The sequence below is a fragment of the Photorhabdus thracensis genome, assembly GCF_001010285.1.
Lineage (GTDB): Bacteria > Pseudomonadota > Gammaproteobacteria > Enterobacterales > Enterobacteriaceae > Photorhabdus > Photorhabdus temperata.
On sequence record NZ_CP011104.1, the window covers coordinates 4,517,230 to 4,535,290 of the forward strand.

The window sequence follows — 18,061 nt, forward strand, 5'->3', positions numbered from 1 at the left end:
ATTAAACATGAAAAAGTTATTTTATGCCATTGGCTGGTTCAGCGTGATGGCTATCCTTCTGCTATTCAGTTTAGCTATTGCAGTGGCGCTTTCATGGCCGACAATACTGTTATTGTTTCTTTTCCTATTACTGTTGTTATTACTGCTGCGTGGAGTGATGGCATTCTTACCGAAAATAACGAATAAACTGCGCGGGATAAATAAATTCTGGCGGAAGGGAAGCCATCGCCTGGAATATTTACTGTATCAGCACTGGTGGTGGGGAGGACGTTTACAAAGCCGGCGCCGGTTTCGTTCTCTGTTACACTGTAACGGATCCATGCCACCGTGGTTTCTGGTGGTGGGAGAACGTGGTAATGGTAAACAGGGGCTATTAGCTCACTGTAATGTGGCGCCGATGACAGGGAAGAATCTGCCATCGCTTACAGAGAATAGCTTTACCTGTCGCTGGTGGTTTTTCCGCCGTGCTATGTACATGGTGGTTTCTGGTCGTTATACCGAAGGGCAATCGTTGTACCGGCAAGCATGGCTGCGTCTGATACGCTGGATCGCGCAAGTACGTAAGCCCGCCGGTGTATTGGTTTGCCTGTCAGTGGAGCAATTGCTAAAAAGCGACAACAGAGCGCTGTATATTGCAGCACGCAATGTGCGGGCGCAGTTGGAGCCATTACAGATACGCCTGGAACGCCGCCTGCCGGTTTGGTTGATCCTCACACATAGTGAAACATTGCCGGGTTTTAACCACTGGTGCGCACAACTCTCGGTAGAACAACGTGCTGAATTGCTGGGCAACTTTATTGAGCATCACACGGATAATAATGTTACCGATGTGCTGGACAAGAGTATGAGCGCTATTGTTAACGCCTTGAAAGCTATGCGCCTTAAACTGCTCAATCAGCAACGGCAACAACCGGAAGCTGAAGTGCTGGCGTTGCCGGAAACTGTTGCTCAACTGCAACCGGCACTGGGCTACTACCTGAGCGCATTATTTGATCATGACCATTATCTGGAGCATGGTCTGTTGCGAGGCATGTTTTTTACTGCGGAACATCAGGCAGAACCACAGCAAATTGAAGGCGTTTTCAGCCACCGTTTGTTAGGAGAATATTTGCCCAAACAGGTTCACCGTAATGATGCCGTTTTACTGACAGGTTGGCGAACACTGACCAAACGTGCGTTGATTATCATATTCAGTTTGATGCTGGTGTACGGAGCAGGTAACGCATTAGTCACTACCTGGCGCGGTGTCATGCAGCTTGAGAATATCCATGGTGCAAACCCGCTTGAGCGCAGTTACTTGCGTTATCGGCAGGTTGAGTATTGGTTGCAGAAAACCCTGTCACATCTGATTTTTTATCCGGTTACCCATACGATGGAACAACGTATGGCGAGGGACTATCAGCAACAAGCGCCTGTTAAAACGTTCAACCCGGAGTCGGTAGTTACACACTTGCTTACACGCTTCCATAACGCTGAGGCACCGCAAAAACGGCTGTTGGCTTTACATTGGGCACGTTTTATCAATATTGAACAAGCAATGGCGCATGGCGCTACGCTGGAAACTTTGCAACGTATGCCAGCTTATTCCGCTTCACTGTTAAGCGGTGAAAATGATCCTTTATCGGCAGAACAGCGCGTGGCTCTGCGTCTGGCGCAATATCAGCAGGACAATGCAGAGCAGGAATTTGAGCAATGGCGGAATGTATTGCACTCCTTACTGGAGGATACCAGTAACTGGCAATGGCTGTTAGCCGACGAACAACCCGCAGGAACACGTTCGCTGACGCTGGCTGATTTCTGGCCGCTGACCGGCGATGATGCCACCAAAATTAACGCCCGTATTCGCGGCATTTATACCCAGGCAGGTGAGCGTGATATTCAGGCTACTCTGGATCAACTGGCACAAGCGCTTCACAGACCAGCGGTTTTTGTTCCTTTGCAGCGCTCGTTTCATCAACAGTATCAGAATCAGCGTCAGTCAGAATGGTTAGCATTCGCCCAGGTTATGCCACAAGCGGAAGAGTGGGTACGCGGCAAGAAAAACTGGAGAGCGCTGATATTGGCAACAGGTCAATATGATAGTCCTTATATCGCCTTCTTAAAGCAGTTGGAGAGTGATTTATCTACGGTGGCGCAGGAAGATAAGCAGCCCTGGTTGCAGACGCAGCAGCGTTTATGGCAACTGCATGGTTATGTGCAAAAAAGTAACGTGATGCAACGCGTTTCGCTGGGGAACATCTCTTTGCGTCAGCGCGTCATGTCATGGCTTGGCATTTCACCGCAGATCTCTGTGCAGCTGGATGACAACGCACTGACACGCTATCGCGCCTTCCGGCAGGCTGTGCAGTTAAATAGCCAGCGTGAATTGCTCAGTGATATGGAAACAGAGTTGTTGGTCAAAAATGCGCTGAGTAGCGAGAAAGGGGAGCTGAATAATAACGGTTTACGTACCTTATTTAATCTTTTCACTCTGTGGCGTCATGAGACCGAAAATAAGCAGAATGGAGCTGTCAATGAAACCTTATGGCGGCTCTATCAGGGTGATGCACATCTGGTATTGCGTTATGCATTCTTAAGTGCCGCCAGCCGTTTGCAGACACAGTGGGAAAGCAAAGTGATCTGGCCGATGGAAAAATTAAGCAGGCAGGAACTGTTTGATGGCCGGGAATTGAACGCGCGGTTGTATGAGTACAGCAATGCGTTTGTGCGGGATACCGCAGAATATGCGTTGGATATTCGTCCTGAGGGTATTAAACGCCAGGCAATAGAAGATGTGGTCTTTCCGTTTAACGATGATTTCATTTTCTATATCAATAACCTGATCCAGCCGAACGACATGCTTTCATCGACATCTGATATTCGTCGTCGCCTGCAAGAGAAACTCAACTTGCTGGAAAGTAAGCGTGAACTGGCGACGGAACAGCAGGAACCGGAACAGGATCAATCGGCGGAGGTGATGGTTACCAGTCAGCCCGCGACTGCCAATCGAGGAGCCCGGGTATTGCCGGTTGGCAGTTCAGTGACGCTGAGTTGTGATGATGGTGTACAGCAACTCAAAAGCATGAATTTCAATGACAGCAGGACCTTACACTGGAGTCCTGGATCATGCAGCAAGGTACAAATTGAGGTGTATTTCCCCGACTTTACGCTAAGTAAAAACTACGTTGGTACTGATGGTTTGCTGCAATTTATCCATGCCTTTTCCAGTGGTGAATTGACGCTGGCAGCACAAGCATTCCCGCAGCAACACGATGAATTAAGTGCGCTGGGCATCAATAATATCACCGTACGCTATCAGATCAGCGGAGGGAAGGAAGTTTCAGCATTGTATCGTCAATGGCAACAACATCAGCAGCAACAAACGGCGTTGTTGGAACAACGCAACCGACTGGACAGCCAGTTACTAAATTTAAGTGAACCGGTGGTGGCGAAAGGAACCCTTTCTACGTTGCCGTTACAGATCACCACATATTGGAATGAATTAAGGAAACCTAAAAGTGAGTAGTTATCTTAAACAGATCGTCAGTAAATTAACGGTGGAAGCGCGTCAGTGTCTTGATGAGGCCGCTAACCTGGCAGTACGGCGCACCCATCATGAAGTGGAAATTGAGCATCTGTTGCTGGCTTTGTTTGAAAAACAGATGCTGATGATGGAACAGGTGTGTCACCACGGTGGTATTGATGCTATCGCGTTGCTGAATGTCTGTCAGCGATCACTGACGTTATTACGCAGCGGTAATCATCGTCCTCCGGTACTGGCTACTAACTTGACAGAATGGATGGAGCAGAGCTGGATGTACGCCAGTACCCACTGGGGAGCGTTGCAGATTACCCCTCAGGCGCTGGTTGCGGCACTGATAATGAATCCGTCGCTGCATCATTCACTCACATCGGAGCTACAGCAGGCGTTACAGTGTAACACTGATGCGATAGAACAGTGGCTGCGTACACAGATACATACAGAACCGCAGCACATTACAGCTCCCGTCGGGAATCATACCCAATCCGCGCTAGCGCAATACACTCATCACCTGACGCAGGCGGCGCGTGATAACAAACTGGATCCGGTTCTGGGCCGTGAACGGGAGATTCGTCAGTTAATTGATGTGCTACTGCGTCGCCGCCAAAACAACCCGTTATTAACCGGTGAAGCAGGTGTCGGTAAAACAGCTCTGGTCGAGGGACTTGCTCAACGTATTGTCGATGGCCGTGTACCGGAAATGCTGGCACAAGCTGAATTATTCACGCTGGATATGGGGCTGTTACAAGCGGGCGCCAGCGTAAAAGGTGAGTTTGAAAGTCGCTTGCAGAAATTATTGGATGAGGTGAAAGGGTATCCCACACCCGTGATTTTGTTTATTGATGAAGCCCATACTCTGATTGGCGCTGGTGGTCAGGCTGGACAAAACGATGCAGCCAATCTGTTGAAACCGGCGTTGGCACGTGGTGAATTGCGTGCTATTGCTGCAACTACTTGGGCGGAATATAAGAAGTACTTTGAGAAAGACGCCGCGTTAGCGCGTCGTTTCCAGGTGATCAAAGTTGAAGAACCTTCGATCGAACTGGCGACAGCCATGTTGCGCGCCATGACTCCGGCGATGGAAAAACATCATGGCGTCAAAGTGCTTGCAGAGGCGGTGACAGAAGCCGTTGTATTATCCAGCCGTTATATTAATGGGCGTCAATTGCCGGATAAATCGGTTAGTCTGTTGGATAGCGCTTGTGCCCGTGTTGCCGTTTCACAGACTGACGAACCTGCACCGATTGAAGATCTGCGTGCTATGCTGGCAAACATTGCCACCGAACAGGAAGCATTATTGCGTGAAGGTGGTCATGAAACCCAATTACAGAAGTTGGCACAGCGTCAAACCGAATTGCAGGTATCCCTGGAGGAAATTTTGCCGGAATATCACGCTCAACGTCAGTTAGTAAACGACATCCTTGCCTGTGAGGAACACGACGAACGGTTACCTGTGCTGCGTGCGGAACTGCGTCAGCGTCACCATCAGCATGCCTATGTATTTGACTGTGTTGATGCTGCTTGTGTCGCCGATATTGTTGCCGGCTGGACCGGGATACCTCTTGGCCGGATGGTGGAAAATGAACGCGATGTGCTGCGCCAGTTGGAAACGCGCCTTAATCAACGGGTAATGGGGCAAGATCATGCGCTTAGTCAGATAGCCCGTCAAATTCGGATTGCTAAAGCACAACTGGCTGATCCGGTAAAGCCGACCGGTGTATTTATGCTTGCCGGTCCTTCTGGTGTGGGGAAAACTGAGACTGCCTTAGCGTTGGCGCATGAATTGTATGGCGGTGAACATCATCTGATCACTATCAACATGTCGGAATATCAGGAAGCACATTCTGTTTCCGGTCTGAAAGGCTCTCCCCCAGGATATGTTGGTTATGGACAGGGGGGAGTGCTGACTGAGGCGGTTCGCCATCAGCCCTACAGCGTGGTATTACTTGATGAGGTTGAGAAAGCACACCCCGATGTACTGGAGCTATTCTTCCAGGTGTTCGATAAAGGCATGATGGAAGATGCTGAAGGACAGCAGATTAATTTCCGCAATACGTTGATTATTCTGACCACTAATGCCGCATCGGATTTGGTGATGCGTGCAGCGATGCAAGGCGTGAAAGTACAGGGGGAAATTCATCCGGCAACACTTGACGATATTCAGGAAATTATCCGGCCGGAACTGCAACGTATCTTTACGCCTGCATTTTTAGGTCGCTTGCAGGTCATTCCTTATTTACCGGTACATGGCGAAATTCTGCATGCCATTGTGCATCATAAACTGAATAAAGTTGTGATGCGTTATCGTCAAGCAACCCAATGCGAGTTGCATTATAGCAATGCGCTGGTGGATTTTATTGCTGAAGGATGCCGGATCGCGGAAAGTGGTGCCCGTGAAATTGATAACCTGTTAACCCGGTTCGTCTTGCCGCTGTTATCAGATCAATTGCTGTTAGGAGATGCACCGGTGAATGAGGATGTACGCCTGGATGTTATTGAAGGCCAAATACAATTATCGTAATAACAAAAGAAACTATCACCAATAAAGACTAAAACTATCAAACATTATCAATTTAGGGTAAGAAACTGCCTTCTCTGCTATTATTACCTTATGATGTAACATTTAGTGTTACGTATTATCTTGTGATGTAACATTCAATGCTGCATATTATCTTATGATGTAACATTCAGTGTTACGAAATGAGATCCTGATGAAAATGAAAAAGATAGTGGTCTTTTGGTTTATTTTTACGCTAATCAATTTTGCGCTGGCACTGCTGAGTTTGCAAGTGCGGGATGTCTGGAGCCTGTCGTCACTGGTGTGGTTTCCGGCTGGCCTGTTACAAGGTATTTTTTGCGCCAGGGCACCACGGTACTGGCCTGTTTGGTTAATAACGGGTGCTCTGATTTCGCTAACAGCCAGCCAATGGTATGGCAGACCGGTGAGCGTCTCGCTGATATTTTCTTGTATCAATGTGGTGATGCTGGTAGTGACAGGGTTGGTCTGGCAATTTTTCTACGGTGTAATGTGGGCCCCGAGGCGGGCAAGTGACATCTTCAATCTGACAGTACTTTGCTCGTTAAGCGGAATTATTGAGCGATTTATGGCGAAGTGGGTACTTCATTTATTGGGTTACCCTATCGATATATCTATTTCATTACCGATTGTTGTCTGCTCGGTGTTGAGTTATCTGCCGTTTACGTTTTTTGTTATTTCTTGCATCACCTACAAGAAAAGCCGGGTTGAAGACAGGAAAACCTATGGTTTATGGTTGGTGGCTGTATTTGCCATGACAGCATTGTTTACCAGCCCGCCACCTGAAACCGGGAAAATACATTGGCAAGGAGTAGCGCTCCTCTTTTCCTTCAGCTTGCCGATGCTACTGGCGTTAAGAGGTGATTTGCTGGTATTAAGCGGCTTTTTATCCTTATGTACGGTAGGGATCGTGGGTGCAACCATTTTTGGCTTTGGGCCGTTCGCATCCCGATTAATGAGTATCCAACAGAACGTGCAAATTGCGGCATGGTACAGTACCGCATTTACCCTGCCTGCGTTGTTATGCTGTAGTTGTTTATATAACACAATCAATGTATTACATCGCCGTAAAGCGCATTTTTTGTTAATGAGTGCTATGCTGGAGCAAGAACAGATTAATTATTTTCGGTTAAGTACCGACGGGCACCTGTATTGGCATCATGACGCGGCCTGGATGCGGTTTGGTAAAGCGCCCGCCTGTTGGTCGCAGTTACTGGCTTGGGTGCATACAGAAGATCGGCAGAAAATCGAACAGCTTAAACGTTCTGTCTCGCGGATACCGCAGACGTTAAAAATTCGGATTGCTGATGGTAAAGGCGAATTTAACCCAGTGATTATCGCCTTGATCGTTCATGTAGGCGAAAATGCCGGTTTTATTGAAGGAACTATGCGTGAAATAGCGGATAGAGAATAATATGGAGAAATAATCAATGCCGAGACAAGTCATTATTGCTGACGATCATCCAGTCTTCTTATTAGGACTACGCGCCGTATTGGCAACATTACCCGAGAATTATCAGGTTGTGGGGGAGGCGCATGATGTGACTACACTTTTTTCTCTGCTGGAGGAAAAAGAGGCGGATATGCTGATTACGGACTTCAATATGCCAGGCGATAACCAGATCGACGGGTTACGGATGATCAGCCGAATTCGTGAGCAATATCCGAATTTACCTGTTGTGGTGATCACAATGCTCAGCGACCGGAAGATAATAGCTTCATTAATTGATTATAAAGTGAAAGCGATTTTGAACAAAAACAGTCTGTCTCACGAGTTAGTGAAAGGATTGTACAGTACAACAGGGCACGATAAGCCTTATTTGAGCGAGCAATTTATTGAATCTCCGGACGAAGAAGTGGTAAAGGCGCTGACCGGTAAAGAGCTGGAAGTGATTAAATTATTGGGGCAAGGATTGAGTGTAAATGATATCGCTGCACGTTTATACCGTACCAAGCAGACGATCAGTGCACAAAAAATTAGCGCGATGAAAAAACTGGGGTTAGATAATGAAGCAGCGCTTTATAATTATTTGCATCAGGTTGGATTGGGATTGTAATAGATGAAAGGCGGCCGGAAAGGATCACGATGGTTAGCTGTATTGATACTCCTGTTGCCATTATCTGGCCGGAGTCTCAATCTGTTTGAATACCGTAATGCGCAAGAGCTGCCTTCATACGGGTTACCGGTGAAGTTTTATTCGAATGTCGTCACTCAGGAATTTGCGCCATTACCCACCAAAGAGCAAGGGGTTCTGGCCTCACACTTTCCAACACTAAAAGTCGGCATTCTCTGCTGCATTGGTGCGCCATTGGTGATCCATCGTTGGGATGGCAAGTTGGAAGGGATTTACGCTGACTATCTGCGCCTGATTGAAACCGTATTAAAAAGGCCGGTGGAGGTACGACTGTTTGGTAACTGGGAATCAGCCTATGCAGCATTACAGCGTGGAGATATTCAGTTGTTATCACATTCTGCTTCACCCCAGCCGGGAAATAGGAAGGATGACACTTACCCGATTCTGGTACAGCCGCTTGCCTTGATTGTACGCAAAGAACAAGTCAATAAGCCGTTTGAACAAATGAATATTATGGCAGCACCAGGCAGTAACCCGAATACCATTGAGCAATTGCGTAAACATTACCGCAGTGTTTTGGTGGCGAAAAACCAACAGGAGGGAGTACAAGCCGTGGTGGATGGTGAAGTCGATGCCTATCTGGACGGACAAAGCCAGATTGCCTATTTGCTGGCTTTTCGCCCGTTTACAAAGCTGACTTACCGTCGGGATATTTCTCAGGGAGAGCGGTATGATTTTCTTGCCCGCAACGGCGATGGTATCGTTGAAGCAATAAATCTCATTCTGACTGCCATTCCTCACGAAACCAGAAATAAGGTTTATCAACGTTGGGTTTCCGGGCTGGCTCTGAGCGACAATAACGACACCACAATCTTTTCGCCGCAAGAAAAAGCCTGGGTTAAAAAAAATCCTGTCGTCAATGTCGCGATTAGCCGTACTGCGCCGCCTTACTCATTTCTGGATAAAGATGGGCAACTCGCCGGTCTGGATGTGGATATTTTGCGTCTGCTGGGAGAGAAAAGTGGCATTACCTTTAATTTTATCCCGGCAGATGGCGCAGTGGGGATCAAAAAACTATTACAAGATGGCGAAGCTCAAATGACTTCTTTGGTCGATACGCCAGAACGTCGTCGCTGGCTCTCTTTTAGTCATCCCTATGGTACTGTGGAATGGGTGATGATCACTCGCAATGAGCGTAATGCGCCCTATGAGTTTGAACAACTTAAACACCATCGGGTAGCGATTCAGCGCGGTCATGCTCTCCTGTCGGTATTGAAGCAATATCCGGAGATCTTCGTCATGGAAGTTGATAATGTGACGCAAGGTGTTGATATGGTGCTGGCCGGGGCAGCAGATGCAACTTTTGATAGCTTGATAAGTGCTGATTATCTGCAAGCAAGTCACTATGGTACCAATATTTCTATTCAGTTTTTTGAAGGCTCATTGCAACCGGAACAATACGCCATCATACCCGCTTATCCTCAATTGGTTAATATATTAAATAAAAGCATTGATGCATTACCGCCAAATGAGCTGCGGGTGTTGCGCCTGAAGTGGTTATCTATGGGAAATGTGACAGCCTATGCTGACAATAAAATTTCTCCCTGGATGAAATTGTGGGGAGGAGCGTTATTTGTCATTGCGTTAAGTTCGGCCTTTTGGGGGAGTTATCTTGCCCATCAGATCAGACGACGTAAAAGAGCGGAAAACAACTTACAGGATTTACTGACGTATTGGGAAACACTATTTAATAACATGCCTACGCCAATGTTTGTCTGCGATCCGACCATGTGCGTTACGGCAGCGAACCTCTACTTCCGCCGTGAGATGAACACCCTCGGATCTGATGTGATTGGTCGTAGTCTCTTTTCTCTGTGCTTTTTAAAACCTGCTGATGAGAAAGATATCAGTATGATTTTTCTGCGCTGTCTGGAAGGGGCGCCTGCGCATTTTTCCGATCGTAGCATTGCTATCCAGGGTCAGGACAGAGATGTTTATTTGTGGCTTGAAAGTTACAGCAATACCGAAGGCGTTGTTCAGGGAATAATTGGTGGCTGGTTTGATGTGACCGAGCGTAAATTGTTGGCGCAAGAACTGCGTCAGGAGCGCGATAAGGCTGAACTTGCCAGTTTGGAAAAATCAGATTTTCTGGCACACATGAGCCATGAGATCCGCACTCCCTTGCAAGCAATTATCGGTATTCTCGATCTGGAGGTAAAACAGCAAACTCTGCCATCTACGCCATTACATATCGCATGGCACGCTGCAATGTCTTTACAGGGAATAATCGGTGATGTGCTGGATTTTTCCAAGATAGAATCTGGACGTATGGTGCTGAATTTGAAACCGGAATCCTTACAGGAAGTTCTGGGAAGTTGTGTAGTGGCTTTTAGTCATCGCGCTAAGGAGAAGGGGCTGTTTTTTGCCCGGCAATTCGATTTACCGTCTGAATATTACCATCTGCTGGATGCAACACGTGTAACTCAGGTAGTCAATAACTTACTGGGCAATGCTATTAAATTTACTGAACAGGGCGGAGTGCAAATCAGCGCCAGCTATCGGCATATTCCAGAGAGTAACCAAGATGAAATCACGCTGGTGGTTGCAGATACCGGTTGTGGTGTCCCGGAAACCATGTATGAAGCTGTTTTGCTGCCTTATGTACAAGTGACGCAAAACTGTGGTGGTAAAACCGGCACTGGGTTGGGGTTACCCATCTCGGTACAGTTAGTTGAATTCATGGGTGGTAGCCTGAAAATCACCGGTGCACCCGGTGGCGGCACGCAGGTTACAGTAACGTTACCACTTATGCGCAGTATTGTTGAGAAAGAAGCAGTAAGCGAAAAAACTGAAAATATTGAAGGGGAAATTCACGAATCGCTGAATATCTTGGTTGTTGATGACTTACCTGCCAATTTACAGGTGTTGTCGTTGCAGTTAGCCCCATCGGGTCATCATGTCGTATTAGCTGAAAGCGGTGAACAAGCGATGAATCTGATGGAAGAGGGATATTTTGACCTCGTGCTGACAGATTGCCAGATGCCGGTGATGAATGGTTATGAACTGGCTCAGTTATTGAGAAAACATGAGCGACTACGGCAATTACCACCGTTTATTATTCTGGGGTGTACCGCGAACGCATTTTCTACTGAGCAAGCCCGTTGTCTGGACGCGGGAATGGATGGTGTATTGACCAAGCCGCTGGTACAAAGCAAATTGCTGGCAGAAATCAACCGTTATTACCGACAGGTGAATGATGAAATCACGTTGCAGTTTGATGAGATTCAGGCGCTGGCCCAGCGAGATGTTACTGTAGAGCACCAATTATTCAGTGCAGTGTGGCAAGGGATGTCGGAAGATATTGCAGAGCTGAGACAACCGGAAAATCAACAAATAGATGAAAAAGTCACGCATCACGCACACCGTATGAAAGGCGCTTTTGCTCTGCTGCAATATCAGCAAGGAATACGTATATGTCTGCGTATTGAAAAAGGTGAACGTTATGATGAGAAGACGATTGAAGTTTTGTTGACTCGTGCGGAATATTTCCAACAGCAGATTAAGCAGCAATTAGAAAAATTGCAAAATGTGAATCAAGGTGAATGACATAGCTTTTAACAAAGGGTGCTGAATGGGGTGAGGGGTATCCATACTCCTCACCATTTATTCGTCTGAGTTCTTGAATCTAAATATTTTCCCAAAATAGTGAGTGGAGAAGCTCTCTTATTCTCGCCTTACTCACAGTTATTTTTTAAAAAATAACAATCTGTAATAAAACATTTCTCAATTATTTCTGGATTTTCATTAATTATATCTAAGAAATACAAAATTATTTTATTTTTGTCATGATAATAAAAATACAGATTAAGATCTTTGACAATCTCAATGACTGAACATAAGGTTTATGTATCAGTGTGAAAATTAATATATATTTAATTTCACTAGAATTAAATAATAAATCAACAACATCATTTATTTTAAAATTCGTAATGCAGGGATCCGTCAGATTGATATTTCTGCACATGAGATTGCAGAAAGAGCATCATCATTTTACAGCCCGATAACTTTAGTCGGTGGGATCTTGGCTATTTTTGCCCATCCCCCGATAGGGTTCAAAGTTACTTTTCAAGCCCTTCCACTGTTTATGACTTTAATCTGTAAATAATGTCGTCAGGTCAACCGACTTGACGAACTCACCAACGCTAAATGTTGTCGCTATGTCATTAAACTCAAATCGACCGTAGAAATTAATGTGTTGCCACGCCACTGGCGATATTTTACCCAGCTTTTTACCCAGCTGTCCCATCTCAAATAAACCGTCAGGATCACCTCTAAATTCATTTTTTGACCCCAGATTAAAACGGCGGAACACCGTATTCCATTAACCGAAAGTGGCGGGGATATCCCTCTAGTACTACAGCCGTACTTACTTTTTTCAACAGAAAAGACACTCATAGAAAAGCTTAATTCATGCGGTTTCTCAGAGTTGTGAGCATCAAGGAAAATGCAACTTTCTGGTATCTACGGCTGTAGTATTAGTACTACAGCCGTAGATAGATATTGTGTCATAATGCGCCAAGTTCTCATGCCAACATAGCGAAAGATTCGATGCAAACACCGTTGACCCTGTGGACACAGGAGCTGGATACATTACACGCCCGTTTAGCTCCCCTGTTCAAGCGCTCCGAACCCCGACAGCGCAGTCTGGCCTACCTTAAGGGACTCCTCAGCAACGTCGAACGCAAGAACGGCTGGCAACTGGCTGAGTGGATGGGCGAAGCCACGCCTGACGGGGTACAGCATCTGCTTGAACGTGCCTTGTGGGATGCCGACGCGGCCCGCGATATCTTGTGTGACTACGTTGTCGGCCACCTGCGGGATGACAACAGCGTGCTGATTGTCGATGAGACCGGATTCATCAAGAAAGGGCAGTACTCCGCCGGCGTACAGCGCCAGTACAGCAGCACCGCCGGACGGGTGGAGAACAGCCAGATTGGCGTCTTCCTGTGCTATGCCGGCGGTGGGGCTGAGGAATCCCCAGAAAATAGACAAGCATAGCGTTGTGTGATCTACTGATTGTTCCACCAAGTCAATAAGGTCACTGCTATGCCTGCACGTAAAGTATGTCACAACTTCTTCAAAGATGCCTTAGCACCGTTTCATAAATATCGCCAGAATGCATTAATCGATGCCACTATGGCTTTGATTAATGGCGCTTCTCTTACGCTAACCAGTATTGGACGTTTTTTGCCCGGACAGGCTCAGGTCAAAAACAAGATAAAAAGGGTTGATCGCCTGTTAGGAAACACCGCTCTTCACAACGATATTCCTGCGATTTTTAATAATATTACTGCCATGATAACTCGTCAGTTGCCTCTTTGCGTTATTGCTGTGGACTGGAGCGGTTATCCATCGCAGGAGTATCATGTGCTTCGTGCCAGCCTTCTTTGCGACGGTCGGGCAATTCCGTTATTGAGTTGGGTTGTATCCTCGGAAAAACAAAATAACACCTTAATACAAAATCAGTTTCTTGATTCCCTCGCTAAAGCCGTCTCTTCCGATGCCAGAGTCATCATCGTCACAGACGCAGGATTTAAGAGTCCATGGTTTCGACATATTACCTCATTAGGCTGGGATTTTATTGGGCGGATCAGGAATAACGTTCAATTTCACCTGGCAGATAGTCCTGAAATATGGCTGAAAATCTCTGACTGTCCCGGAACAATAACGCCGAAATACATGGGGGCGGGAACGCTGGTCAAAGAAAAGAAAAACCGTATTAATGGTCATTTTTATACATACAAGAAATTACCTAAAGGGCGGAAAAGTAAACGTTCAAAAGGCAGGCCAATGTATACTAAAACAGACAACGAGTATCGGCAGTCAGCAAAAGAAGCCTGGCTTATTTTCAGTAGTATAGATGATTTAAAGCCACGGGAGATCATCAAGTTATACAGTCGTCGCATGCAGATAGAGCAAAACTTCCGCGATGAAAAAAGTGAGCGTTTCGGATTTGGTCTTCGTGCCAGCCACAGTCGCTCTGCGGGTAGAATGCGGGTACTGAGCTTACTGGCAACCCTGAGCACAATCGTCCTGTGGCTGATTGGTTATCACGTGGAGAATAAGGGATTACATCTGAGATATCAGGCCAACAGTATCAAATCACGGCGGGTCATCTCATATCTGACGTTAGCGGAGAACGTCTTACGACACTCCCCACTGATTTTAAAACAAATATCACTGAATGATGCTCTTAACCACTTAACAAGAGTCTACCGAAATATGGTGCTGGTTTATTAGCACCGATTTGTGGGGATCCCTCAGCCCCCCGAGGGCTTCCCTGAACAAAATCGCGTGGTCATGCAAAGCCGTGCCCGGTCTGAAACGCCCGTGCCTCAGAGCGTCGCAGGGGCGCCGCTTGCGGGCTCTATGCCGCCCGCGCCCGCAGAACGGGCGCCCGCCGCCCAAGCAAGTTGGGCGACGTTCGCCCGTTGCCGAAAAAGGCGCTACCCTGACCAGAGCGCGGCGGGAAAAACCGGCCTTCGGGGGCGAAAAGCGCGTCAGGGGGTTTTGGGTTCGGCGGTGAACGCACATCGGAAAAAACGGGTTGTAACTGACTGAATGAACAGGGAAAATCGCTGTTCTCTGGCTCACTTCGCAATGGAATGGGTTGTTGCGGATAATAATGCCCTGAGCTTACCCAAAGGCATGGCGGATTACGGTCGGTCAGCATCCAGTCTGGCTACCGCGATGTTAAATGAAGGTAAATCTCTTCAAGAGATTTCACAGATTATTGACAAAGTGCTGGTTTTTTATCCGGCATTTTGTTTTAATTAAGTTCCGTTCACTCAACGGAGCTTGCCACCATGTTAAGACCCCCCCCTCTCCAGACTTTCCCGCCAGAAACGCTCTCGCTTGACGAGCTGGTCCCTAAAAATCATTTGGTCCGTCAAGTCGATGCTGCCATTGATTTCGAATTTATCCGCGAATTAGTCGCCCCGTTGTATTGCCACAATAATGGCCGTCCTGCTATCGATCCGGTCATGCTGATTAAAATGATGTGACTCGGCTACTTGTTTGGCGTCCCCAGTGAACGCCGTCTGGTACAGGAAATTCAGGTTAATGTGGCTTACCGCTGGTTTCTGCGCCTCGGACTGACAGAAAAGGTCCCTGATGCCTCAACCCTGAGCCAGAACCGCCGCCGCCGTTTCAATCATACCGCGGTCTTCCAACAGATTTTTGACCACATTGTTGAACAGGCGATAGCCAAAGGATTTGTGGGCGGACACGTACTCTATACCGACAGCACCCACCTGAAAGCCAGTGCCAATCCGCATAAATCGGAGAATGTCATGCGGTCGGTTCCCCCCGGCGCCTATGTTGACGCACTGGATAAAGCCGTCACTCAAGACCGGGCGGCAGCTGGAAAAAAAGCCTGAAGCCAGCCCTAAAGGAACGGCAGAGAAAGACGAAGGTCAGTATCGTCGATCCGGAAAGCGGGTTTATGCACCGGACCAACAAACCCAGGGGGTTCTTTTACCTTGACCACCGTACCGTGGATGGGCAAGTCGGTATTATCACCGATACCTACGCCACACCGGGTAATGTCCACGACAGCCAGCCTTTTATCAAGCGTTTGACGCGTCAGTTAGAGCGTTTTGCTCTCAATCCCCTCGCGGTTGGGTTGGATGCGGGCTATTTTACGGCCCCGGTTTGTTATCTGACGGAACAGTTAGGCATTATCCCCATCATAGGTTATCGCCGGCCGAATAAGGGACCAAATACCTTTCAGAAGAAACATTTCACCTATGACCAGCTACAGGATTGTTATGTCTGCCCGCAGGGAGAAAAACTGATTTATACCACAACCGACCGTCAGGGATACCGGCATTATCAGGCCCCGGCGGCTATCTGCCAGTGTTGCCCGCAGCGTGATGCCTGCACGCACGCGAAAGGCGGAAAAACGATAACCCGTCATATCTGGGAGGCCAGTAAAGAGCAGGCCAGAGAAAACCGGCTAACGGAATGGGGTAAAAAAGTTTACAAGCGACGAAAGGAAACAATAGAGCGCAGTTTTGCGGATGCGAAGCAACATCACGGGCACCGTTATGCCCATTTTCGCGGGTTGCAGAAGGTGCAAATACAGTGTCTTTTGGCGGCAACTGCCCAAAATATCAAGAAGATAGCCTTGCTGGTCGCGATGCTTTGTTGTTTTTATCTCTGGAGGGCGAGCCAGTCAATGCCCGCGAAGCGAAAATAACGCCCTGACGGGCGATTGAATCGGGTCAATGAGGAAAATGAGTTGTATTATGATTCGTAATGAAAGGAACAAACCCCATTATTTTCAATGGGGTTTGTCAGCGGTCTGAGAACGGCAAAGCCGTCCTGTAAACGGCTTTATGTGGAACAGCAGCGAGTAAATATAGAATTATTTAGAAATAAAAGGGAGAGGTGAGGATTATTCTGGAAGGGTGAAATGACTGTCCGGCAGGCTGAATCGAACGCCATACTGACGACCAACATCGAGCGCAAACACGCGCGTGTACGTTTCTGTGGTTTCCAGGCGGGAGTGCCCGGCATAAGCCTGCACAACTTTAAGCGGAACCCCATGCTGGATCAGGTGCATACAGAAGCTGTGCCGGAACGTATGGCAGGTGACAGGGATACTAAAAGTGACAGAGTCACGTTTTGCGAGGTCCAGCGCCTTCCTGATCCAGTTACGCGGTGTGTTATCACTCTGCACGGGCCAGAGCAGCTGCTGTTTGCCAATACGCAGTGTGGCCAGAAATTCACGCACCTTCCTTACATATTGAGGATCGGTCAGAGGAACAATACGGAACACCTCTTCATCCTTGCCCGGTCGGCCACATCCGCGCTGACGCTGTTTAAGCGTCTTCAGCCGTACAAACGGCCGGGAACCGTCAAGCTGAAAGCTGCCGCCGGTCAGCGCAAGCGCTTCATTAATGCGTGCGCCCGTGTTCCAGAGAGTGTCGAAAAGAACCTGCTGGCGCAGATCTGGCACATACCGAAGAAAGACCGACACCTCCGGGGCCAGCAGGTATTTGGGTAAATCGGCCTGGCTGGCCATCTCCCGCAGCGCCAGCGCATCGGCATAATCGAAGTAGGCATAAGTCACGCGATCGGGACCGATGGCGTCGCTACGTGAATTCTGAGAAATTTGCAGGGGGAAAGTGTTCAATTTTTTAAAATCCGGTAATCAGCCGTCAGATGACTGAATTTTATGAAATTTTTCGCTGAATTCGACCGCTTCCTGCATATCAAATGTCATGCTCCGCGTGGAGGTGGTAGAGCTCCAGCTTTTCCCGCCTGCGATCCTGTAAGGGTGTAGGGTCAGTCCGCGTAACGGCTTGTCATGCCGGGCTGCAAAAACCAGCTGCCCGGCAGATATCTTCAGCATCATGGCAAACATATCCGCACTGATGCGGCGGCCTCTCATTCCACTCATAGCAACCTGTAACTGAAGCCGGCACCGCGGCTGTTATTGTAAATCTGCTGGCCAGACTGTCCTTCATCTTCACTGTACACCATCATACGGCGGCCGTTAGTGAGCGAATCCATTTTCCGCTGCGCGTTTTTATCATCATAACGGACAGGCAGGCACGAGCCTTTACTGCCACTAACGCTTTCCACGCGGAACACCCGTACCCTGACGGCGTTCTTCCGCGCCTGGTCAGGATCGTCACCACTGACCACGCCCGTCAGTTTCTGAAGCGTATCAGCAGGACTGCTGTACTCAGCCTGGCTGAGATAGCGGCCGTTCGGGGTCAACCAGAAATCCTGGCTGTCGCTGACGCGGTAGGTTTCGCCGTGGCTGGCGATGCCTGAGACGTTACAGAAGCGGTCATAATCGGTGGGCTGTCCGGGGAGCATGGCGCACCCCGTCAGCAGCAGTGCCGGCAGGGCGGCGAC

At 48.0% G+C, this 18,061-nt stretch carries 11 protein-coding genes and 2 pseudogenes; 9 read left to right on the top strand and 4 right to left on the bottom strand.

Annotated elements, in window-relative coordinates; translation table 11 throughout:
* The first annotated feature begins 7 nt into the window (after positions 1-7).
* The 5 genes from VY86_RS19710 (at position 8) to VY86_RS19730 (ending at position 11,737) form a co-directional block, all read left to right on the top strand.
* Positions 8-3,505 (top strand): type VI secretion protein IcmF/TssM N-terminal domain-containing protein, encoded by a 3,498-nt coding sequence (locus VY86_RS19710; protein WP_046976229.1) that lies wholly within the window; start codon positions 8-10, stop codon positions 3,503-3,505.
* Complete coding sequence (gene tssH, locus VY86_RS19715) at positions 3,498-6,041, top strand: type VI secretion system ATPase TssH (RefSeq protein ID WP_046976230.1); 2,544 nt, start codon at positions 3,498-3,500, stop codon at positions 6,039-6,041. The genes VY86_RS19710 and tssH overlap by 8 nt, the downstream gene beginning before the upstream one ends.
* A gap of 190 nt (positions 6,042-6,231) precedes the next feature.
* A complete protein-coding gene (locus VY86_RS19720) occupies positions 6,232-7,470 on the top strand; it encodes a hypothetical protein (RefSeq protein WP_238591507.1) in 1,239 nt (412 codons plus the stop codon).
* 16 nt (positions 7,471-7,486) lie between these two features.
* The gene (locus VY86_RS19725) at positions 7,487-8,113 is read left to right on the top strand and encodes a response regulator (RefSeq protein WP_046976232.1); all 627 of its coding nucleotides are present in this window, start codon (positions 7,487-7,489) and stop codon (positions 8,111-8,113) included.
* Positions 8,114-8,116: 3 nt separating this feature from the next.
* The gene (locus tag VY86_RS19730; RefSeq protein ID WP_046976233.1) at positions 8,117-11,737 is read left to right on the top strand and encodes a transporter substrate-binding domain-containing protein; all 3,621 of its coding nucleotides are present in this window, start codon (positions 8,117-8,119) and stop codon (positions 11,735-11,737) included.
* A gap of 544 nt (positions 11,738-12,281) precedes the next feature.
* Here VY86_RS19730 and VY86_RS19735 read toward each other — a convergent pair.
* Entirely contained in the window at positions 12,282-12,503 is a 222-nt protein-coding gene (locus tag VY86_RS19735; RefSeq protein WP_046976234.1) for a hypothetical protein, read from the bottom strand.
* A 236-nt stretch (positions 12,504-12,739) separates the two neighbouring features.
* On the opposite strand from VY86_RS19735, the pseudogene VY86_RS19740 reads away from it, so the two are divergent.
* From VY86_RS19740 to VY86_RS23725, 4 genes and pseudogenes are all read left to right on the top strand, one after another.
* Positions 12,740-13,150: pseudogene (locus tag VY86_RS19740) on the top strand (IS701 family transposase); the annotation flags it as partial.
* An 87-nt stretch (positions 13,151-13,237) separates the two neighbouring features.
* Positions 13,238-14,431: an IS4 family transposase gene (locus VY86_RS19745; RefSeq protein ID WP_046975387.1), complete on the top strand. Its 1,194-nt coding sequence runs from the start codon at positions 13,238-13,240 to the stop codon at positions 14,429-14,431.
* A 321-nt stretch (positions 14,432-14,752) separates the two neighbouring features.
* Positions 14,753-14,968: a hypothetical protein gene (locus VY86_RS19755; protein WP_046976235.1), complete on the top strand. Its 216-nt coding sequence runs from the start codon at positions 14,753-14,755 to the stop codon at positions 14,966-14,968.
* A 29-nt stretch (positions 14,969-14,997) separates the two neighbouring features.
* Positions 14,998-16,391: pseudogene (locus VY86_RS23725) on the top strand (IS5-like element ISPlu14 family transposase).
* 198 nt (positions 16,392-16,589) lie between these two features.
* Here the strand turns inward: VY86_RS23725 and VY86_RS19770 are convergent.
* The 3 genes from VY86_RS19770 to VY86_RS19780 are packed head-to-tail and all read right to left on the bottom strand — an operon-like array spanning position 16,590 to position 18,022.
* Positions 16,590-17,330, bottom strand: coding sequence for a tyrosine-type recombinase/integrase (locus VY86_RS19770; RefSeq protein ID WP_052760880.1), 741 nt, complete (start codon positions 17,328-17,330; stop codon positions 16,590-16,592).
* A gap of 18 nt (positions 17,331-17,348) precedes the next feature.
* Complete coding sequence (locus VY86_RS19775; protein ID WP_046976236.1) at positions 17,349-17,597, bottom strand: hypothetical protein; 249 nt, start codon at positions 17,595-17,597, stop codon at positions 17,349-17,351.
* Positions 17,594-18,022 (bottom strand): hypothetical protein, encoded by a 429-nt coding sequence (locus tag VY86_RS19780; RefSeq protein ID WP_046976994.1) that lies wholly within the window; start codon positions 18,020-18,022, stop codon positions 17,594-17,596. The genes VY86_RS19775 and VY86_RS19780 overlap by 4 nt, the downstream gene beginning before the upstream one ends.
* Positions 18,023-18,061 lie beyond the last annotated feature (39 nt).

What these genes read in the sequence shown, in the direction of transcription:
- VY86_RS19720 (WP_238591507.1), top strand. Translation starts at nt 6,232, where the DNA reads ATGAAAATGAAAAAGATAGTGGTCTTTTGGTTTATTTTTACGCTAATC.
- VY86_RS19780 (WP_046976994.1), bottom strand. Translation starts at nt 18,022, where the DNA reads ATGCTCCCCGGACAGCCCACCGATTATGACCGCTTCTGTAACGTCTCA.
- VY86_RS19755 (WP_046976235.1), top strand. Translation starts at nt 14,753, where the DNA reads ATGAACAGGGAAAATCGCTGTTCTCTGGCTCACTTCGCAATGGAATGG.
- VY86_RS19775 (WP_046976236.1), bottom strand. Translation starts at nt 17,597, where the DNA reads ATGAGTGGAATGAGAGGCCGCCGCATCAGTGCGGATATGTTTGCCATG.
- VY86_RS19725 (WP_046976232.1), top strand. Translation starts at nt 7,487, where the DNA reads ATGCCGAGACAAGTCATTATTGCTGACGATCATCCAGTCTTCTTATTA.
- VY86_RS19710 (WP_046976229.1), top strand. Translation starts at nt 8, where the DNA reads ATGAAAAAGTTATTTTATGCCATTGGCTGGTTCAGCGTGATGGCTATC.
- VY86_RS19730 (WP_046976233.1), top strand. Translation starts at nt 8,117, where the DNA reads ATGAAAGGCGGCCGGAAAGGATCACGATGGTTAGCTGTATTGATACTC.
- VY86_RS19745 (WP_046975387.1), top strand. Translation starts at nt 13,238, where the DNA reads ATGCCTGCACGTAAAGTATGTCACAACTTCTTCAAAGATGCCTTAGCA.